The sequence below is a fragment of the Methylorubrum subtropicum genome (assembly GCF_038442325.1).
In the GTDB taxonomy this organism is placed as follows: Bacteria; Pseudomonadota; Alphaproteobacteria; order Rhizobiales; family Beijerinckiaceae; genus Methylobacterium; species Methylobacterium subtropicum.
This window is the reverse complement of record NZ_JBBXMW010000011.1, coordinates 1-18,775: the sequence shown is the minus strand read 5'-3', so window position 1 is coordinate 18,775 and position 18,775 is coordinate 1. Positions and strand designations below refer to the sequence as shown.

Annotated in this window: 18 protein-coding genes; 13 read left to right on the top strand and 5 right to left on the bottom strand. The window is 70.8% G+C overall.

Going from position 1 to position 18,775, the window contains the following annotated elements:
* Positions 1-238: 238 nt before the first annotated feature.
* The 3 genes from AAHG03_RS15970 (at position 239) to AAHG03_RS15960 (ending at position 2,539) form a co-directional block, all read left to right on the top strand.
* A complete protein-coding gene (locus tag AAHG03_RS15970; RefSeq protein WP_342151677.1) occupies positions 239-655 on the top strand; it encodes a MarR family winged helix-turn-helix transcriptional regulator in 417 nt (138 codons plus the stop codon).
* 17 nt (positions 656-672) lie between these two features.
* Positions 673-1,053, top strand: coding sequence for a tautomerase family protein (locus tag AAHG03_RS15965; protein WP_342151676.1), 381 nt, complete (start codon positions 673-675; stop codon positions 1,051-1,053).
* Positions 1,054-1,267: 214 nt separating this feature from the next.
* The gene (locus AAHG03_RS15960; RefSeq protein WP_342151675.1) at positions 1,268-2,539 is read left to right on the top strand and encodes an MFS transporter; all 1,272 of its coding nucleotides are present in this window, start codon (positions 1,268-1,270) and stop codon (positions 2,537-2,539) included.
* Positions 2,540-2,725: 186 nt separating this feature from the next.
* Here AAHG03_RS15960 and AAHG03_RS15955 read toward each other — a convergent pair whose 3' ends face one another.
* Positions 2,726-3,595 (bottom strand): dienelactone hydrolase family protein, encoded by an 870-nt coding sequence (locus tag AAHG03_RS15955; RefSeq protein WP_342151674.1) that lies wholly within the window; start codon positions 3,593-3,595, stop codon positions 2,726-2,728.
* A gap of 116 nt (positions 3,596-3,711) precedes the next feature.
* Between AAHG03_RS15955 and AAHG03_RS15950 the strand changes: the two genes are divergently transcribed.
* Positions 3,712-5,007 (top strand): MFS transporter, encoded by a 1,296-nt coding sequence (locus AAHG03_RS15950; protein ID WP_342151673.1) that lies wholly within the window; start codon positions 3,712-3,714, stop codon positions 5,005-5,007.
* 10 nt (positions 5,008-5,017) lie between these two features.
* On the opposite strand, the gene AAHG03_RS15945 is transcribed toward AAHG03_RS15950, so the two are convergent.
* Complete coding sequence (locus AAHG03_RS15945) at positions 5,018-5,914, bottom strand: DMT family transporter (RefSeq protein ID WP_412759756.1); 897 nt, start codon at positions 5,912-5,914, stop codon at positions 5,018-5,020.
* The gene (locus AAHG03_RS15940) at positions 5,911-6,042 is read right to left on the bottom strand and encodes a hypothetical protein (RefSeq protein WP_342151672.1); all 132 of its coding nucleotides are present in this window, start codon (positions 6,040-6,042) and stop codon (positions 5,911-5,913) included. Before AAHG03_RS15940 ends, AAHG03_RS15945 begins: the two co-directional genes overlap by 4 nt.
* A 130-nt stretch (positions 6,043-6,172) precedes the next feature.
* Between AAHG03_RS15940 and AAHG03_RS15935 the strand changes: the two genes are divergently transcribed.
* Positions 6,173-7,567 (top strand): aminotransferase-like domain-containing protein, encoded by a 1,395-nt coding sequence (locus AAHG03_RS15935; RefSeq protein ID WP_342151671.1) that lies wholly within the window; start codon positions 6,173-6,175, stop codon positions 7,565-7,567.
* Between the two features lie 245 nt (positions 7,568-7,812).
* On the opposite strand, the gene AAHG03_RS15930 is transcribed toward AAHG03_RS15935, so the two are convergent.
* On the bottom strand, positions 7,813-8,580 hold the full coding sequence (locus AAHG03_RS15930) for a Bax inhibitor-1/YccA family protein (RefSeq protein WP_342151670.1): 768 nt from the start codon (positions 8,578-8,580) through the stop codon (positions 7,813-7,815).
* Between the two features lie 220 nt (positions 8,581-8,800).
* Complete coding sequence (locus tag AAHG03_RS15925; RefSeq protein WP_342151669.1) at positions 8,801-11,383, bottom strand: ABC transporter permease; 2,583 nt, start codon at positions 11,381-11,383, stop codon at positions 8,801-8,803.
* 174 nt (positions 11,384-11,557) lie between these two features.
* Here AAHG03_RS15925 and AAHG03_RS15920 point away from each other — a divergent pair, with 174 nt between their 5' ends.
* From AAHG03_RS15920 to leuB, 8 genes are all read left to right on the top strand, one after another.
* Positions 11,558-12,295: a pyridoxine 5'-phosphate synthase gene (locus AAHG03_RS15920; RefSeq protein WP_342151668.1), complete on the top strand. Its 738-nt coding sequence runs from the start codon at positions 11,558-11,560 to the stop codon at positions 12,293-12,295.
* A gap of 11 nt (positions 12,296-12,306) precedes the next feature.
* Positions 12,307-12,714, top strand: a complete 408-nt coding sequence (gene acpS, locus AAHG03_RS15915) for a holo-ACP synthase (RefSeq protein WP_342151667.1) — start codon at positions 12,307-12,309, stop codon at positions 12,712-12,714.
* A gap of 142 nt (positions 12,715-12,856) precedes the next feature.
* Positions 12,857-13,657 carry a signal peptidase I gene (gene lepB / locus AAHG03_RS15910; protein ID WP_342151666.1) on the top strand — a complete coding sequence of 267 codons (801 nt, stop codon included), beginning with the start codon at positions 12,857-12,859 and terminating at the stop codon, positions 13,655-13,657.
* Between the two features lie 64 nt (positions 13,658-13,721).
* Positions 13,722-14,492 (top strand): ribonuclease III, encoded by a 771-nt coding sequence (gene rnc / locus AAHG03_RS15905; RefSeq protein WP_342151665.1) that lies wholly within the window; start codon positions 13,722-13,724, stop codon positions 14,490-14,492.
* A complete protein-coding gene (gene era, locus AAHG03_RS15900) occupies positions 14,485-15,417 on the top strand; it encodes a GTPase Era (RefSeq protein ID WP_342151664.1) in 933 nt (310 codons plus the stop codon). Before rnc ends, era begins: the two co-directional genes overlap by 8 nt.
* Before the next feature lie 202 nt (positions 15,418-15,619).
* Complete coding sequence (locus tag AAHG03_RS15895) at positions 15,620-16,534, top strand: class I SAM-dependent methyltransferase (RefSeq protein WP_342151663.1); 915 nt, start codon at positions 15,620-15,622, stop codon at positions 16,532-16,534.
* Positions 16,531-17,259 carry a pseudouridine synthase gene (locus AAHG03_RS15890; protein WP_342151662.1) on the top strand — a complete coding sequence of 243 codons (729 nt, stop codon included), beginning with the start codon at positions 16,531-16,533 and terminating at the stop codon, positions 17,257-17,259. Before AAHG03_RS15895 ends, AAHG03_RS15890 begins: the two co-directional genes overlap by 4 nt.
* A 250-nt stretch (positions 17,260-17,509) precedes the next feature.
* Positions 17,510-18,622 carry a 3-isopropylmalate dehydrogenase gene (leuB, locus tag AAHG03_RS15885; protein WP_342151661.1) on the top strand — a complete coding sequence of 371 codons (1,113 nt, stop codon included), beginning with the start codon at positions 17,510-17,512 and terminating at the stop codon, positions 18,620-18,622.
* Positions 18,623-18,775 lie beyond the last annotated feature (153 nt).

The window sequence follows — 18,775 nt, the reverse complement described above, 5'->3', positions numbered from 1 at the left end:
CTCCCATCGCGCCGTCATTCCGGGGCGCGAAGCGAACCCGGAATCCACGACTGGCCGCGACGCCTCGTAGGGCCGCGCATCACGGGTGGATTCCGGGTTCTCGCCTTCGGCGAGCCCCGGAATGACAGCGGTGGTTGGGTTGTGATGCCCTGCACGCCGGCAAACGCCGACTTGCTTCAAGCGAAGACACGCACCGCGATCCGGTTGCGGCACCGATAAAAGGGTATATACCCGCTTCATGCCCGCCGACTCGCCCTGCCTGTGCGCGAACCTGCGCCGCGTCACCCGTGCGGTCACCGCCGCCTACGACGCGGCGTTGCGGCCGGTGGACCTGCGGATCACCCAGTTCTCGATCCTGCGCATCCTTGAGCGGCTCGGGCCCGTCGGCGTGACGCGGCTCGCGCTTGAGGCCGCGCTCGACCGCTCAACCATGGGCCGCAACCTCGACCCGTTGGAGCGGCGCGGCCTCGTACGGCTGTCCGTCAACGCCGCCGACCAGCGCGAGCGCGTCGCGGCGCTGACCGAGGCGGGCCGCGCGGCGCTCGGTGCCGCCCTGCCGCTGTGGCAGGCGGCGCAGGCGCGCGTCGAGACCGCGCTGCCGCCGGCCCTCGTCGCCGACCTCGCCGGGCGGCTCGCCCGGCTCGAATCCCCCTGACCGGAGCTAAAAAAACCATGCCGCTCGTTCGCATCGACCTGCCCCGGGGCAAGCCGCCGGAATACCGGCACGGCGTCGGCGACGTGGTCTACGAGGCCATGCGCACGACGCTGAACGTGCCGGAGAACGACCGCTTCCAGGTCATCACCGAGCACGCGCCGGGCGGGCTCGTGATCGACCCGACCTATCTCGGGATCGAGCGCGGCCCGGACGCGCTGATGATCCAGGTGACGCTGAATGCCGGGCGCAGCGTCGAGCTGAAGAAGGCGTTCTACCGGGCGGTCGCCGACGGGCTGCACGACCGGCTGGGGCTGCGGCGCGAGGACGTGCTGATCCAGCTCGTCGAGGTGCCCAAGGAGAACTGGTCCTTCGGCAACGGCGAAGCGCAATACGCCTGATCGGCGTCTCGGACACGCACGCCCGTGCGGGGTCCGGCGCGGGTCCCCTCCTCCTTGCGGGGAGGGGGTAGGGGGTGGGGGTCGGGCAGAAGGCACCGCGCCGCCTCATCCTGAACCACCCCCACCTCCAACTCCTCCCCGCAAGGGGAAGGAGAGCGCGCGATCCCGTTCGCTTCCCGAATTCGTAAACGTGGCCCACATCCCGGAGCCCGGCATGCTTTCACCCCCAGCCTCCGCCCGTCTGCATTACGCTTGGATCGTCGCGGGCGTGACCTTCCTCGTCCTCTTGGTCGGCGCGGGGGTGCGGGCGACGCCCGGCGTGCTGATCGTGCCGTGGGAGCGCGAATTCGGCTGGAGCACCGCGACGATCAGCGGGGGAATCGCCCTCAACATCTTCCTCTACGGCATGATCGGGCCGTTCGCGGTGGCGATCATCGAGCGGTTCGGCCTGCGCCGCTCGGTCTGCACCACGCTTGTCGTACTGGCCATCGGCACCGCCGCCACCGTGCTGATGCGCGAGGTCTGGCAGATGGTGCTGCTGTGGGGCCTCGTCGTCGGCGCGGGCACCGGCATGGTCGCCAACGTGCTGGGCGCCACCGTCGCGGCGCGCTGGTTCGGGCGCCATCGCGGCCTCGTGGTCGGGCTGCTCACCGCGAGCGCCGCCACGGGGCAGCTCGTGTTCCTGCCGGTGCTGGCCCACCTCGCCGAGGGGCCGGGCTGGCGCATGGTGGCGATCACCGTATCGCTGTCCACGCTCGCCCTCGTCCCGCTGGTGGCATGGCTGATGCGCGACCGCCCGGCCGATCTCGGCCTGCCCCGCTTCGGCGAGACGACCGTGCAGCCGGCCCCGAAGGGCGGGATCAACCCGGCCCGGCGGGCGCTCCAGGGCCTCGCCACGGGCCTGCGCTCGCGCGATTTCTGGCTGCTGTCGGGCACCTTCTTCATCTGCGGCGCCTCGACCAACGGGCTCATCGGCACCCACCTGATCCCGGCCTGCATCGACCGCGGCATCCCGGCCGTGACGGCCGCGGGCGTGCTGGCGCTCATGGGCCTGTGCGACCTCGTCGGCACCACCGCCTCGGGCTGGCTCACCGACCGTTACGACCCGCGCCGGCTGCTCGCGTGGTATTACGGCCTGCGCGGGCTCTCGCTGATGTTCCTGCCCTACTCGTTCGACTTCAGCGTCTACGGCCTGTCGCTGTTCGCCGTGTTCTACGGCCTCGACTGGATCGCCACCGTGCCGCCGACCGTGAGTCTCGCCGGCAAGGTCTTCGGCGAGGAGAACGCCGCGCTGATGTTCGGCTGGATCGCCGCCGCCCACCAGATCGGCGCGGCCAGCGCCGCCTGGGCCGCGGGCGCGGTCCGCACCGGCACGGGCGATTATTTTTCGGCGTTCGTCTCGGCGGGGCTTTTGTGTCTGGCCGCGGCGATGATGGCGTTGTTCGTCGGCACGCGGCCGCGGGAGGCGGTACCGGTGGCGGCGTGAACACGTCGGCAGACGCGCATGGGATGACCGTGTTCAGTGAACGCGACAGCCGCAAAACAAGGCGCCTCTCCTCCCCCTTGCGGGGAGGAGGTAGGAGGTGGGGGTGGTGCAGGATGAGGCGGAGGCGGTGCCTTCTGCCCGACCCCCACCCCTGACCCCTCCCCGCAAGGGGGAGGGGAAAGCGCCCTATCCCACCCCGTTCGCCTTGAACCACGCCAGCGCCTTGCCCCACGCCTCGGTCGCCGGACCCTCGCGGTAGGTCGGGCGATAATCGGCGTGGAAGCCGTGGGGGGCGTCGGCGAACACCTCGATCCGCGAGGAGCTGTTGGCGTCCTTCAGGCCCTTCTGCATCTGCTCGATGATCGGCATCGGGATGTTGTCGTCCTTGCCGGCGTAGAGGCCGAGGATCGGCGCCTGGAGGTCGCCCGCGACATCGACGGGGTTGCGCGGCTTCAGCTCGGAAGGGGGCGAGGCCGCGCCGCCGAGGATGCCGTAGAAGGCGACCCCCGCCTTCAGCGTGTTGGTGTGGGCGGCGTAGAGCCAGACGATGCGCCCGCCCCAGCAGAAGCCGGTGATGCCGAGCCGCTTCACGTCGGCCGAACCGCTCAAGCCCGCGAACGCCACCGTGGCGTCGAGGTCGTCCATCACCTGCGCGTCCGGCACCTTCGGCACGATCTGGGTCCGGATCGTCGCGATGTCGGCCTTCGTGGCGTCGCCCTGTCGGGCGAACAGGTCGGGGGCGATGGCGTAGTAGCCGAGCTTGGCGAAGCGCCGGCACACGTCCTTGATGTGCTCGTGGACCCCGAAGATCTCCTGCACGACGAGCATGATCGGGAACGGCCCGCCGGTGGCCGGCATCGCCCGGTAGGCCGGGATCTCGACGCCGAGCGAGGGCACCCGCACCTCGCCCACGGTCAGCCCGTCGCTGGGCGTCGTGACGGTGGCGGCGGAGACCGGCTGCACGGCCAGCGCGAAGCCCGCGCCGAGGCTGGTCTTGAGGAAGGCGCGGCGGCCGGGCTCGGCGCTCGCGCGATCGTGTCGGGATTCGTCCTGCATGGCGTCGTCCAATGCCTCGTCGTCCCCCCGGCTCCCTCATAGCTGCGGGGCGGCCCTGCGGGAACAGCCCGCCGCCCCGCGGCTTGAACGGCCCGGCACGACGATCAGGACACGGCATGACCACCCACGACACCGCGCAAGAAACCCGCCTCGACCGCAAGGCGGTGGGCGCCGTGGTGCTGGGCAACGCGCTCGAATTCTACGACTTCACCATCTACGCCTTCTTCGCCAAGGCGATCGGCGAGACGTTCTTCCCCGGCGGCAGCGCCACCGACAGCCTGCTCGCCTCGCTGGCGCTCTTCGGCATCGGCTACGTGATGCGCCCCGTGGGCGGCGTGCTGATCGGCTCATTTGCCGACCGGGCCGGCCGCAAGCCCGCGATGCTGCTCACCATCGGCCTGATGGCGCTCGGCATGCTGATGCTGGCGGCCTGCCCCGGCACCGCCGTGATCGGGGGATGGGCGCAGGTGATCGTGATCGCCGGGCGGCTGATCCAGGGGCTGGCGCTCGGCGGCGAGGTCGGGCCCTCCACCGCCTATCTGGTCGAGGCCGCCCCGCCGGAAAAGCGCGGCTTCGTCGCGAGTTGGCAGATCGCCAGCCAGGGCTGCGCCGCTTTGTTCGCCGGCCTGTTCGCCACCGGGCTGACGCTGGCGCTCGGCGACGCCGCCATGGCGGATTGGGGCTGGCGGGTGATGTTCGGCCTCGGCCTCCTCGTCGTGCCGGTCGGCCTCGTGATCCGCAGCCATCTCCCCGAGACCGCGGGCGCCGATCACGACCCGGAGGCCGCCGCCTCGACCGGCGCCGTCGTGATGCGGCTCCTGCGCGAGCACGGCCGGCTGCTCGGCCTCACCTTTCTGGTGATCGCGGCCTCCACCGTCTCGAACGCCATCGGCACCAACATGCCGGTCTATGCTGGCGCAACGCTCGGCCTGTCGGAGACCGCCGCCAACGCGGTGCCGATCGCGCTGGGACTGGCCTCGGTCGCCTTCCCGCTGCTCGGCGGCTGGCTCGCGGACCGCTACGGGCGGCGCCCGGTGCTGATCTGGCCGCGCGCCCTGATCCTCGTGGCGGCGGTGCCGGCGTTCTGGTGGCTGCTGCGCGAGCCCGGCGCGCCCGCCGTCTACGCCGTCACCTTCCTGCTCTCGGCGCTCTCCTCGATCAACGCGGCGGCGATCATCGTGGCGATTCCGGAATCACTCCCGCGGGCCGTGCGCTCGGCCGGGCTGTCGATCGTCTACGCGGTGTCGGTCTCGGTGTTCGGCGGCTCGACGAACTACCTCGTCAACTGGCTGATCTCGACCACCGGCGACAGGATGATGCCGGCCTATTATCTGGCCGCCTTCAGCCTCGTCGGCACGGCGGCGGCGCTGCTGCTGCCGGAGACCCGCGGGCGCGACCTGAAGCGGGGGTGAGCGGCGCGGGTCACGCCGCCCGGCGCGCCCCCGCGACGCAGGCCACCACGGCAAGCGCCGCGAGCACCATGGCGGGCTCGATCCGCTCGCCGAGCAGCCCCGCGGCGAGCGCCAGCCCGAGGAAGGGCTGGAGCAGCTGGAGCTGGCCCACCGCCGCGATGCCGCCGCGGGCGAGCCCCCGGTTCCAGAACACGAAGCCGATCAGCATGGAGAACAGCGAGACGTAGCCGAGCCCGGCCCAGGCCGCCTCCGGAATCCCGGAGAAGGTCGGCGGCGCGAGCCACCACGCCAGCGGCAGGGTGACGGGGAGCGCCGCGACGTTCGCCCAGGCGATCACCGGCCAGCCGCCGAGCCGGCGCGACAGGCGCCCGCCCTCGGCGTAGCCGAGCCCGCCCGCCACGATGGCGGCGAGCATCAGAAGATCGGCGGGTTCCAGGCTGACGCCGCCGCGCAGCGCGAAGCCGGCGACGATGGCGCTGCCGAGGCACGCGAACAGCCAGAACCGGCGCGACGGGCGCTCGCCGGCCCGCAGCGCGCCGAAACCGGCGGTGGCGAGCGGCAGCAGGCCGATGAAAACGATGGCGTGGGCGGATTCGACCCGCATCAGGGCGAACGCCGTTAGCAGCGGAAAGGCCAGCACCACGCAGAGCGACAGCACGCCGAAGGCGGCGATGTCCCCCCGCTCCGGCAGCCGCGGTCGCACGGTGGCGAGCAGGGCCGCGGAGGCGAGGCCGGCCAGCGCCCCGCGGGCCGATGTGAGGAACAGCGGGTCGAACCCGGTGAGCGCGAGCCGCGTCGCGGGGAGCGAGCCGCTGAAGATCGCCACGCCGATCAGCCCGTCGAGGAGCGCGCCGGTCGGGCGCGCGTCCGGTCGCGCATCGAGCGCCGCGGCGCCGGGCCGGGTCACGCGAACGGGACGATCAGCGGCAGGGCAAGCAGAGCGCCGGCGGCGAGGACCACCGCGTCGCGGACGCGGCGGGCGAGGAAGGCGAGCGATCCGGTCTGCTGCGTGGACACGTCTTCGGTGAAGGTCATGGGTCTCTCCTGTCGGTGGCTGAAGGTGGCCCCGATATGCCGCCCTCGGCTCTGTCCCGACAGGGACGATTGCAGTACAATTCCGATGAACTGTCCGGGACATCGGCCAGTACGGTTCGGAGGATCGATCATGACGGAGCTGCCGCGGGAGACGGGCCTCAGCCGGGTCGAGGCGGTGATGCGGGCGATCGAGGCGCGCATCCAGAGCCGCGCGCTCGGGCCCGGCGCCCGCCTACCCTCGGTGCGGGCGTTCGCCGAGAGCATGGCGGTGTCGAAATCGACCGTGGTCGAAGCCTACGACCGGCTGGCGGCGCAAGGAGCGATCGTCTCGCGACCGGGCTCGGGCTTCTACGTCGCGGCCCGCGCCGAACCGCTGTCCCTGTCCGCGCTCGGGCCCCGGCTCGACCGGGCGGTGGACCCGGTCTGGATCACCCGGCAATCGCTGGAGGCGGGCCCCGACCACCTGAAACCCGGCTGCGGCTGGCTTCCCCCCGACTGGCTGCCCGAGGAAGCGTTACGCCGGGCGCTGCGGCAGGTGGCGCGGCGCAGCGAGGCGGTGCTGTTCTACGACACGCCGCAGGGCCACGCGCCGCTCCGCCAGCTGATGGCGCGGCGGCTGACCGAGCGGGGCATCCACGCCCACCCGGACCAGCTCGTGCTGACCGATTCGACCACGCAGGCGCTCGACCTGACGCTCCGCTTCCTTACAGAGCCCGGCGACACGGTGCTCCTCGACGATCCCTGTTATTTCAGCTTCCAGGCGCTCGCCCGCGCCCACCGCCTGCGGATGGTCGGCGTGCCGTTCGGGCCGGAGGGACCCGATCTTGCGGCGTTCGAGCGGGTGCTCGCGGAGCACAAGCCGCGCCTCTACGTCACCAATTCCGGCCTGCACAACCCGACCGGCGCGACGCTGACCCCGATGGTGGTCCACCGCATCCTGCGGCTCGCCGAGGTGCACGGCACGCTGATCGTCGAGGACGACGCCTATGCCGACTTCGAGGTCGAGCCGGGGCCGCGGCTCGCGGGCTTCGACGGACTCGACCGGGTGATCCATGTCGGCGGCTTCTCCAAGACGCTCTCGACCGGGGTGCGGGCCGGCGTCGTGGCGCTCCGCGGCGACTGGGTGGAGCGGCTGGTCGATCTCAAGCTCGCGGTCTCGCTCAGCGACGGGCACCTCGCAGCGGCGACGATCCATCGCTTCCTCGCCGAGGGCAGCTACCGTCATCACCTTGATGCACTGCGCACGCGGCTCGCAGACCAGCGCGGCCGGGTGGTGCAACGATTGGGGCAAGCCGGGCTCACCGTGCCGTTCGTGCCGACGGGCGGCATGTTCCTGTGGGCGCGCCTGCCCGCGGGGCTCGATGCCGCCGACATCTCCCGCCGGGCGCTGGCCCGCGGCGTCGTGCTGGCGCCGGGCAACGTGTTCTCGCTGAGCCAGGGCGCGGGCGACTTCCTGCGCTTCAACGTCGGCCAATGCGGCGAACCGCGGGTGTTTTCCGAATTGGAGCGGGCGATGGCGGGGTGAGATTCGCCGATGCGTCGAATGACCCACCCCCGTCATTCCGGGGCCGCGCAGCGGAACCCGGAATCCACCCGTGATGCGCGGTGCCCGGTCGCAATCGGGCCGTCGCGGCCAGTCGTGGATTCCGGGTTCTCGCCTTCGGCGAGCCCCGGAATGACGGGCGGTTCAAGAGTGGGAGACGGCCCCGGCAACGAAAAAGCCCCGGCCTTTCGGCCGGGGCTCTTCCGCGTCTCGGTCTTGCGTGTCGCTTAGCGGCGGTCGCCGAGGAGCGAGAGCAGGAACTGGAACATGTTGATGAAGTCCAGGTACAGCGTCAGGGCGCCGTTGATGGACATCTTGGCCGCGCCCTCGGCGTCGAGGCCGCTGTAGAGAAACATCTCCTTGAGCTTCTGCGTGTCGTAGGCGGTGAGGCCCGCGAAGATCAGGACGCCGAGCGCCGAGATCGCGAACTGCAGCGCGGAGGACGCCAGGAAGATGTTCACCAGCGAGGCGATCACGAGGCCGATCACGCCCATCATCAGGAACGTGCCCATACCCGACAGGCTACGCTTCGTCGTGTAGCCGTAGAGGCTGAGCGCGCCGAAGGTCGCCGCCGTGATGAAGAACACCCGCACCACGCTGGCGCCCGTGAACACGAGCAGCAGGGTGGACATGGAGGCGCCCATCACCGCCGCGAAGGCCCAGAACATCGTCCGCGCCGAGGCGGCCGACATCCGGTCCATCCGGAACGAGAAGACGAAGATGAAGGCGAGCGGCGCCAGCATCAGCACCCACTTGAACGGGCTGGTGTAGAGGAACTGGCCGAACGGCGTGAGCGCGACGCGGCCGGTGCCGGTCTGCGCGACGGCGGCCATGTTGAGCGCCAGAGCCACGAGACCGGAGATCCCGAGGCCGATGACCATGTTGTTGTAGACGCCCAGCATGAAGCTGCGCAGGCCCTGGTCGATCTCGACCTGGGAGCCGGCGTATCCCTGCGGCTGAGCACCGTAGCGGAACGGGCTGTTGTCGAATGCCATGAAAGTTTCCCTTGGAAGCTCCCGGCGCGGGATCGATACGAGGTCCACGCGCGAACCCCGGCGCGTCGGGCGCGCCTCATGGCGGAATATGTTCGCTCGCACAGTCACAGACAAGAGGGTGCTGAAGCTTCCGCGTCGGATTTCAAGTCGTTCTGCGCGCGAAAGTTTTTAACCAAGGACGGGGATTAAAGCTCGTCTTGCGTCGTTGGCGAGACATAATTCAAAACTGGCGCAGATAGGGTGCCGGCTTCTGGCCGAGGATGCGCCACGTGCCGGCCAGCCCCACGATCACCGCGAAGGCGACGGCGATGGCCGCCACCATCAGGGCGCCCGCGGGATCGGGCCGGAAGTCGAGCCGCATCACCCGCGCGACGATGCCCCAGCCGGCCAGCGTCCCGGCGACGATTCCGAAGGCCGCGGTGGCGGCACCCAGCGCACCGTATTCGAGGATATAGGCCAGGAGAAGCCGTTTGCGCGTCGCGCCGAGCACTTTGAGCACGACGGCGTCGTAGAGCCGGGCCCGGTGGCCGGCGGCGAGCGCGCCAGCCAGCACCAAGAGGCTCGTCAGGATCGCCACCACGCTGGCGCCGCGGATCGCGAGCGTCAGCTTGTGGACGAGGTCGTTGACCGCATCCAGCGCGTCCTTCACCCGCACGCTGGTGACGGAGGGGAAGGCTTTTGCGGCATCGCGGACGATCTCGGCCTCCAGCTTGGGCTCGGGGCCGTTCGGCAGCGTCAGGGTGGCGAGGTCCGCATGCGGCGCCCCGCGAAACGTGCCGGGGGAGAAGACCATCACAAAGTTGATGCCGAGGGAGCGCCACTCGACCTTGCGGAGATTGGCGACCTTCGCGGTGATGGCGCGGCCGAGCACGTTGACGGTGACGCTGGAGCCGACGGTGAGGCCGAGCGCGTGGGCGGCGTCGGACTCGAACGAGACCAGCGGCTGACGCGCTTCTTCCGCGTTCCACCATTTGCCGTCGAGGATGCGCGAGCCCTCGGGCAGGATCTCGGCGTAGGTGATGCCGCGGTCGCCGTCGAGGATCCAGGCGGCGTCCTCCGGCGGCTTGATCTGGGCGGCGGGCACGCCGTTGAGCGCGGTGATGCGGCCGCGCATCATCGGCACCCGCTCGATCTTGGCGTCCGGCGCCTTCGAGCCCAGGAAGGCCGAGAAGGCCTCGGCATCGCGGGACGGCACGTCGAGGAAGAACAGGCTCGGGGCGCGGCCCGGCAGCGAACTCTCCAACGCGCGGGTGATGTTGGCGTCGATGGCGCCGAGCGTCACCAAGAGTGTCGTGCCGAGGCCGAGAGACAGCACGACGGCGGGGGTGAGCGCACCGGGGCGGTAGAGGTTGGCCAGCGCCATCCGCGGCGCCATGGCGCGCGGGCGCGGCAGGCGGGCGGCGAGCGCCATGATGCCTGAGGCGACGAGGCGAAGCCCGCCGAAGGCGAGGCCCGCGGCGAGCATGAAGTAGAGCGCGACCTTGCGGTCGAAGGCGGTGACGAGGGCAAGGCCCGCGAGCGCCAGGAGCGCGAGCGCCAGGCCGACGAGGTAGCGGGTGCGGGGCCGGCGCCGCTCGGGATCGACCCCGTCGCGAAACAGGCTCGCCACCGGCACGTCGTGGGCGCGGCCCAAGGGCAGGATCGCGAAGGCGAGCGCGGTGAGCAACCCGTAGGCGGCGGCGAGCGCGAGGCGGCCGGGCGCGATCTCGGGATCGAGCGGCAGCGGAAGCTGGTCGCGCAGGGCGAAGTCGAGGAGGAACGGCAGGGCGGCGCCGAGCATGAGGCCGAGCACGGTGCTGAGCGAGGCGATCAGCATCACCTGCACGAGGTAGAGGCCGACCACCTGCGAGCCCGGCGCACCGACGCTCTTCAAGGTCGCGATGGCGCCGCGCCGTCCATCGACGAAGGCCCGCACGGCGTTCGCCACGCCGACGCCGCCGACGATGAGGGCGGTGAGCCCGACCAGCGTCAGGAACTGGGTGAAGCGCTCGATGCCCTTGGCGAAGCGCGGATCGGCGTTGGTGCGCGCCCGCATCTGGAAGCCGGCCTCAGGCAGCGCCTTCTGGATTGCGGCGTCGGTCGCGGTCAGTTGCGCGTCGTCGAGGCCGGGGAGTTGGAGGCGGTAGCTCCACTGGTTGAGGCTGCCGGGCTGGATCAGGCCGGTCGTGCGCAATGCCGCCAGCGAGATCATCAGCCGCGGGCCGAAGCCGACGCCGGCTGCGATCTTGTCTGGCTCGGAGACCAGCGCGGCGCGGATCTGGACGGGGAAGCCGCCGAGCGTCACCCGGTCGCCGGGCTTGAGATCGAGGCGGGTCAGCAGCGCCGGATCGGCGACCGCGCCGTAGACGCCGTCGCGCTCGGAGAGCAGTTCGGGCAAGGGTTTTGGCGGATCGGTCTCGAGCGTGCCGACCGCCGGATAGGCGGCATCGACGGCCTTCAGCTCGACCAGTGCCGCGCCGTCGCTCGCCACCGCCATGGCCCGCAGCGTCGCGACCTCGGAGAGCGGGCCCCGCTCGGCGAGCGCCGCGCGCTCGACCGGGGTCGCCTCGCGGTTGACGAGCGAATAGGTGAGGTCGCCGCCGAGTATCCGTCGGCCCTCGCGCCCGAGCCCGCCCGAGAGCGAGGCGGCGATCGAGGTGACGCCGCTGATCGCCGCCACGCCCAGCGCGATGCAGGCGATGAAGACGCGAAAGCCCGAGAGCCCGCCGCGCAGTTCGCGCAAAGCCAAGCGCAGGGTCAGCGGCAGCCGGGAGGCGGCCGGCCGGGGCGACGGGGAATCCGGCCGGGACAACGTGCCGTGCATGCGCGCTCGATTGCTTCGCCAACCGGCCGGAACGGCCGCGCCTCAATCTGGGCACTTCCGCCGCCCGCGCAACCGCACCCACCGCGCTAAAACCCCGCGCCGGGGCCGCTTCCAACCCCCGGCGGCAGGCGCTAAACCGGCGGCCCCACCCTTTTCGAACGGGCAAGAGAAGCCGTGTCGTCCCTGCGCCTGGGCGTGAACATCGATCACGTCGCCACCGTCCGCAACGCCCGCGGCGGGTCCATGCCCGATCCGGTGCGCGCCGCCCAAGAGGCCGTGGCAGCGGGCGCCGACGGCATCACCGCGCATCTGCGCGAGGATCGCCGCCACATTCGGGATGCCGACATCGCCGCCCTGAAGGTATTGCCGGTGCCGCTGAACCTCGAAATGGCCGCGACCGACGAGATGGTCGGCATCGCGCTCCACACCCGGCCCCACGCCGCCTGCCTCGTGCCGGAGAAGCGCGAGGAGCGCACCACCGAGGGCGGGCTCGACATTATCGGCGGGCGCGACCATCTGGCGCCGCGCATCGCGACCCTCACGGAAGCCGGCATCCGCGTCTCGCTGTTCGTCGAGCCCGACGAGGCGGTGATGGAGGCGGCCCACGCGCTCGGGGCGCCCGTGGTCGAGCTGCACACCGGCAGCTATTGCGAGGCCGCCGTGGCGGGCGATACCGCGCGCGTAGCGCACGAACTCGACCGGATCGTGCGCGCGAGCGCCCACGGCGCCGGGCTCGGCCTCGAGATCCATGCCGGCCACGGGCTGACGCTCGACAGCGTCGGCCCCGTCGCCGCCGTGCCGCAGTTGCGCGAACTGAACATCGGCCACGCGCTGATCGCCGAGGCGATTTTCGTCGGGCTGCGGCAGGCGGTGCACGACATGCGCGCGGCGATGGACCGGGCGCGGCGGTAGGTCAGAAAAAAATGATCCTCGGCATCGGCACCGATCTCTGCGACATCCGCCGGATCGAGAACTCGCTGGAAAAGTACGGCGAGCGTTTCACCCACCGGGTCTTCACCGAGGGCGAGCGGGCGAAGTGCGACCGGCGGGCGGCGCGCGCGCCGTCCTATGCCCGGCGCTTCGCCGCCAAGGAGGCCTGCGCCAAGGCGCTCGGCACCGGCATCGGCCAGGGGGTGTTCTGGCGCGACATGGAGGTGGTGAACCTCCCCGGCGGGAAGCCGACCCTGCGGCTGACGGGGGGTGCGCAGGAACACCTGTCGCGCATGGTGCCGGACGGCCACGAGGCGCGGCTGCACATCACGCTCACCGACGAACCGCCCCTGGCGCAAGCCTTCGTGATCATCGAGGCGGTCCCGGCGGCCAAGCCCTGAACTGAATACAGGGCTGAGCCGGCTTATCCTCGCGTTGCGGGCGGGCCGCGCATGGTCTAGACCCCCGGCCCAGCAGAACGACGGTGCGATGGCCGGTCTTACAGACCGGCATCGGCGTCGAGGGCTGCGAAGGCAACGAACCATGGAACCCGCACGCGTGGATCGCGACAGCAAATCGGAGATCCGGGCGGCGGAACCCGGCACCTGGGAGAGCATCCGCGAGACCGTGAAGGTCGGCGTCCAGGCGCTGCTGATCGCGCTCGTGGTGCGCACGCTCCTGTTCCAGCCGTTCAACATCCCCTCGGGCTCGCTGATCCCGACGCTGCTGATCGGCGACTACCTGTTCGTGTCGAAATACACCTACGGCTACTCGAAATACTCCCTGCCGCTGTCGGAGTACCTGCCGTTCGAGGCGCATGGGCGGATCTGGGCGGCCGATCCGAAGCGCGGCGACATCGCCGTGTTCAAGCTGCCCAAGGACAACGCCACCGACTACATCAAGCGCGTCATCGGCCTGCCCGGTGACAAGATCCAGATGATCGAGGGCGTGCTCAACATCAACGGCAAGCCGGTCAAGCGCGAGCGCATCGCCGACTACGAGACCCTCGACGCCTTCGACCAGACCGTGAAGGTCGCGCAGTACATGGAGACGCTGCCCGGCGGCGTGACCCACAAGGTGATCGAGCGCGACGGCGACCGCGGCTTCTGGGACAACACCACCGTCTACACGGTGCCCGAGGGGCACTATTTCATGATGGGCGACAACCGCGACAACTCGACCGATTCGCGCGATCTCTCCAGCGTCGGCTACGTGCCGTTCGAGAACTTCGTCGGCCGGGCCGAGATGATCTTCTTCTCGATCGACGAGCGCACGCCCGCGTGGCAGCTCTGGCGCTGGCCCGCGGATGTCCGCTGGAACCGCCTCTTCACGACGATCCACTAGACGCTACCTTCCCCACCGTGACCGCGGCACCGATACAGACCCCCGCTCCGGCGGGCGAGCGGCGTTGAGCGCGCCCGACGAGGGCGCCCCGCGCTCCAGCCGTGCCCGGCGCGCGCAGCGGCCGCGGCCGGGCCTCGACGTGCTCGAAGCCCGCATCGGCCACACCTTTTCGGATACCACGCTGCTGCCGCTGGCCCTGACCCATGTCAGCAAGGCCGGCCATACCGGCCGGGTCGGCAGCTACCAGCGCCTCGAATTCCTGGGCGACCGCGTGCTGGGCCTCGCCATCGCCGAGAGCCTCTACGCCGCCTTCCCCGAGGCCGAGGAGGGCGAGCTGTCGCGGCGGCTGGCCGGCCTCGTGCGGCGGGAGACCTGCGCGGCGGTGGCCGAGGCCTGGGAGGTCGGGCCCCATCTCAATCTCGGCCCCGGCGAGGTCCAGACCGGCGGACGGCGCAACCAGACGATTCTCGCCGACGTCTGCGAGGCGATCCTCGGCGCGGTCTTCCTCGACGCCGGCTACGCGGCCACCAAGGCGATCGTGCAGGCGGCCTTCCGCCCCGGCGAGGTCACCGGCGCCCCGCGCGGGCGCGACGCCAAATCGTCGTTGCAGGAATGGGCGATGGCGCGCAGCCTGCCGATCCCGCTCTACGAGGTGGTGGACCGCTCCGGCCCCGACCACGCCCCGGTCTTCCGCATCGCCGTGCGGGTCGACGGCATCGAGCCGGGCTTCGGCGAGGGCAGTTCCAAGCGCGTGGCCGAGCAGGAGGCCGCCCGCGCCGTGCTGGCCCGCGAGGGCATCGGCGGCACCCAGGAACAGGACAACACCCATGGCTGAGGACGTGGACGACGCACCCGAGCATCAGGAAGAGACACGCGCCGGCTTCGTCGCGCTGATCGGCGTGCCGAACGCGGGCAAGTCGACGCTGCTGAACGCGCTCGTCGGCGCCAAGGTCTCGATCGTCTCGCGCAAGGTGCAGACGACGCGGGCGCTCGTGCGCGGCATCGTCATGGAGGGCGCCGCCCAGATCATCCTCGTGGACACCCCCGGCATCTTCGCTCCGAAGCGCCGCCTCGACCGGGCGATGGTGCATTCGGCCTGGAGCGGCGCCGCCGACGCCGACGCGGTCTGTCTGCTGGTCGATGCCCGCAAGGGCGTGGACGAGGAGGTCGAGACCATCATCCGCCGCCTGCCCGAGGTGAAACGGCCCAAGATCCTGATCCTGAACAAGATCGACCTGATTCCCCGCGAGCGCCTGCTGGAACTCGCCGCCAAGCTCAACGAGCAGGTGCCGTTCGAGGACACCTTCATGATCTCGGCGCTCAAGGGCGACGGCATCGCGCGCCTGCGCGAGGCCCTGGCCCAGCGGATGCCGCCCTCCCCCTGGCTCTACCCCGAGGATCAGGTCTCGGACGCGCCCCTGCGCATGCTGGCGGCCGAGATCACGCGGGAAAAGATCTATGACCGGCTGCACGAGGAGTTGCCCTACCGCTCCACCGTCGAGACCGACCAGTGGCAGGCCCGGCCCGACGGCTCGGTGCGCATCGAGCAGACCATCTTCGTCGAGCGCGAGAGCCAGCGCTCGATCGTGCTCGGCAAGAACGGCCAGACCATCAAGGCGATCGGTCAGGCCGCGCGCATCGAGATCTCGGAAGTCGCCGAGGCCAAGGTCCACCTGTTCCTGCACGTGAAGGTCCGCGAGAACTGGGCCGACGACCCCGCCCGCTACCGCGAGATGGGCCTGGAATTCCCCACGGGTTGATTTTTCCTTTTTTTCGATCCCCCTCCCCCACCCATTCCCCTCATCCTGAGGTGCTGCGAAGCAGCCTCGAAGGAGGGCTCCAGAAGTCTCAGCGATCCCTGGAGCCCTCCTTCGAGGCTGCGCTTCGCTCCGCACCTCAGGATGAGGGCGGGGGTGGGAGGATGGAAAGCGCAAAAAAACCAGAGCCAGATGATGCGAATCCATGTCCGCCCCTGACGCCATCGTCCACGGCCTGCCCCTTCCGGAACTCGTCGCCGTGCCGGAGGGCGCCGCGCAGGTCTCGCCGCTGATTCCCGGCTCGGCGCGGCTCGAGGACATCGCCCCCGACAGCCTGGACACGGCGGTGCTGCTCGCGCCCCCCGGCACGGTCGAGCGCCGCTACGTCCTGGCACTCGCACTCAAGGCGCTGAAGCCCGGCGGGCGGCTCACCGTGCTGGCGCCCAAGGACAAGGGCGGCACCCGGCTCGCCAAGGAACTGCGCAGTCTCAGTTGCGCGATCACCGAGGAGGCCAAGCGCCATCACCGCATCTGCAGTGTGACGCGTCCGGCCGACCCGGCCGGCCTCGACGAGGCGATCCAGGCCGGGCGCCCGCGCCACATCGACAATCTCGGCCTGTGCACCCAGCCCGGCATCTTCTCCTGGGACCGGCTCGATCCCGGCACGGCGCTGCTGCTGCGCCACCTGCCCGCGCTGTCGGGCAAGGGCGCCGATCTCGGCTGCGGCCTCGGCATCCTCTCACGCGCGGTGCTGCACTCCGAAAAGGTGAAGTCGCTCGCCATGATCGACATCGACCGCCGGGCGATCGAGATGGCCCGGCGCAATGTCGGCGAGGCCTGCGCGAGCGCGCATTGGGCCGACCTGCGCGGCGCCGAGCCGGCGCTGACCGGCCTCGACTTCGTCGTCACCAACCCGCCCTTCCACGACGGCGGGGCCGAGGATCAGGCACTCGGCAAGGCGTTCATCAGTCGTGCGGCGGCGGCTTTGCGCAACGGCGGCACGCTCCATCTCGTGGCCAACGCCCACCTGCCCTACGAGGCGCCGTTGCGCGCAGCCTTCAAGACCGTGAACCTGACCGTGACGGAAGGCGGCTACAAGCTGTTCGAGGCCCGCAAATGAAGGCCCTGCGCCTCGACCGGCTGCTGGCCAACCTCGGCTACGGCTCGCGTCGCGAAATCGAGGGGCTGGCCCGCGCCCGCCGCATCCTGCGCGACGGCGCCCCGCTCATCGACGCCTCCGCCCGCATCCCGCTCGATCCCGACCTGCCCGCCCGCATGACGGTCATGGGCGAGCCGCTCGATCCGCTGCCGGGCCTGTGCCTGATGCTGCACAAGCCGCTGGGCGTCACCTGCTCGCACAAGGAAGCGGGACCGCTGGTCTACAGCCTGCTGCCCGAGCGCTGGCGCCGCCGCGACCCGGCGCTCTCGACGGTGGGCCGCCTCGACAAGGAAACCTCCGGCCTCCTGCTGCTCACCGACGACGGCGCCCTGCTACACCGGATCATCGCCCCGAAGGCCAAGGTCGCCAAGCGTTACCGGGTGAGCCTCGCCCGCCCGCTCCAGGGCGACGAGGCGGCGATTCTTTCGTCCGGCGAACTGATGCTGGAGGGCGAGGACCGGCCGCTGCTGCCGGTCGAGATGGAAGCGCAAGATTCCATCCACTGCACGGTGACGCTGCACGAGGGCCGCTACCATCAGGTCCGCCGGATGTTCGCCGCCATGGGCAACCACGTCGATGCGCTCCACCGCGACCGGGTCGGCGGGTTGGCGCTGCCAGAGGATCTGGCGGCGGGGGCGTATCGGATTCTGGGTCCGGACGAGATCGCGGCGATTTTCGCCGGGTAAGGACGACGGACCGTCCACCACCCCCGTCATTCCGGGGCCGCGAAGCGGAACCCGAAATCCACGACTGGCCGCGACGGTCCGTACAGCGTCGCATCACGGGTGGATTCCGGGTTCGCCTACGGCGCCCCGGAATGACGGCGGGGGATGGGGCCGCGAGCCGGCAACGCCGCCCTCTCACCGGCGCGACTTGCCGCGGCATCGCCGCACCGATAAGGCGCGGGGCATCCTGCCAACCGGACCCGAGGCCTTCATGTCCCCCTACAAGCTCCTGCTCCTGCCCGGCGACGGCATCGGCCCCGAGGTGATGGCCGAGGTCGAGAAGGTGGTGGCGTGGTTGGGACGTGCGGGCCTGGCCTCGTTCGAGACCGAGCACGGCCATGTCGGCGGCTCCGCCATCGACGCCCACGGCAAGCCGCTCTCCGACGAGACCCTGGCCCGGGCCGACGCCGCGGACGCGATCCTGCTCGGCGCGGTCGGCGGCCCGAAATGGAACGGCATCGCCTACGATCTGCGCCCCGAGGCCGGCCTCTTACGCCTGCGCAAGGATCTCGGCCTGTTCGCGAACCTCCGCCCGGCGATCTGCTACCCGGCGCTCGCCGAGGCCTCGGCGCTCAAGCGCGAGCTGGTCGAGGGCCTCGACATCATGATCGTGCGCGAACTCACCGGCGGCGTCTATTTCGGCGAGCCGAAGGAGATCACCACGCTCCCCGACGGCTCGAAGCGCGCCGTCGACACCCAGGTCTACACCACGGCCGAGATCGAGCGGATCGCCCACGTCGCCTTCGATCTGGCCCGCAAGCGCTCGGGCCGGGTGGCCTCGGCCGAGAAGAACAACGTGATGAAGACCGGCGTCCTGTGGAAGGAGGTCGTCACCAAGGTCCATGCCGAGCATTACGCCGAGGTGGAACTGGAGCACGTGCTGGCCGACAACTGCGCCATGCAGCTCGTGCGGCGCCCGAAGCAGTTCGACGTGCTCGTGACCGACAACCTGTTCGGCGACGTGCTCTCGGATGTCGCCGCGATGCTGACCGGCTCGCTCGGGATGCTGCCCTCGGCCTCCCTCGGCGCGGTCGATGCCCGCGGCACCCGCAAGGCGCTCTACGAGCCGGTCCACGGCTCGGCCCCGGACATCGCCGGCAAGGGTTATGCGAACCCGATCGCGATGATCGGCTCGCTCGCCATGTGCCTGCGCTACTCGTTCGGGCTGGGCGAGGCCGCCGACCTCGTGGAGGGCGCGATCACCAAGGCGCTCGCCTCCGGCGCCCGCACCCGCGACATCGCCAGCGAGGGTCAGGCGACGATCAGCACGGCGCAGATGGGCGACGCGATCGTGCGGGAACTGGAGATCGCGCGCGGGGTCTGAGCGGCGCGCTTTCCCCTCCCCCTTGCGGCAGGGCTATCGCATTTGGGTGATGAGGTCGGCGAGGAAGTCGTCATCCCATCCGGCGAGCTGTCGCTTGGTGTGCAGGGAGCCCTTGGCGGTGTCCTGGCGCAGGATGGCGAGGGCCAGTCGGCG

Bases quoted from the DNA above. Each gene is read 5' to 3' on its own strand.
- AAHG03_RS15950 (WP_342151673.1), top strand. From the start codon at position 3,712: ATGACCACCCACGACACCGCGCAAGAAACCCGCCTCGACCGCAAGGCG.
- AAHG03_RS15965 (WP_342151676.1), top strand. From the start codon at position 673: ATGCCGCTCGTTCGCATCGACCTGCCCCGGGGCAAGCCGCCGGAATAC.
- AAHG03_RS15925 (WP_342151669.1), bottom strand. From the start codon at position 11,383: ATGCACGGCACGTTGTCCCGGCCGGATTCCCCGTCGCCCCGGCCGGCC.
- leuB (WP_342151661.1), top strand. From the start codon at position 17,510: ATGTCCCCCTACAAGCTCCTGCTCCTGCCCGGCGACGGCATCGGCCCC.
- AAHG03_RS15960 (WP_342151675.1), top strand. From the start codon at position 1,268: ATGCTTTCACCCCCAGCCTCCGCCCGTCTGCATTACGCTTGGATCGTC.
- AAHG03_RS15940 (WP_342151672.1), bottom strand. From the start codon at position 6,042: ATGACCTTCACCGAAGACGTGTCCACGCAGCAGACCGGATCGCTCGCC.
- AAHG03_RS15890 (WP_342151662.1), top strand. From the start codon at position 16,531: ATGAAGGCCCTGCGCCTCGACCGGCTGCTGGCCAACCTCGGCTACGGC.
- AAHG03_RS15955 (WP_342151674.1), bottom strand. From the start codon at position 3,595: ATGCAGGACGAATCCCGACACGATCGCGCGAGCGCCGAGCCCGGCCGC.
- era (WP_342151664.1), top strand. From the start codon at position 14,485: ATGGCTGAGGACGTGGACGACGCACCCGAGCATCAGGAAGAGACACGC.
- acpS (WP_342151667.1), top strand. From the start codon at position 12,307: ATGATCCTCGGCATCGGCACCGATCTCTGCGACATCCGCCGGATCGAG.
- lepB (WP_342151666.1), top strand. From the start codon at position 12,857: ATGGAACCCGCACGCGTGGATCGCGACAGCAAATCGGAGATCCGGGCG.
- AAHG03_RS15930 (WP_342151670.1), bottom strand. From the start codon at position 8,580: ATGGCATTCGACAACAGCCCGTTCCGCTACGGTGCTCAGCCGCAGGGA.
- AAHG03_RS15970 (WP_342151677.1), top strand. From the start codon at position 239: ATGCCCGCCGACTCGCCCTGCCTGTGCGCGAACCTGCGCCGCGTCACC.
- AAHG03_RS15935 (WP_342151671.1), top strand. From the start codon at position 6,173: ATGACGGAGCTGCCGCGGGAGACGGGCCTCAGCCGGGTCGAGGCGGTG.
- AAHG03_RS15895 (WP_342151663.1), top strand. From the start codon at position 15,620: ATGTCCGCCCCTGACGCCATCGTCCACGGCCTGCCCCTTCCGGAACTC.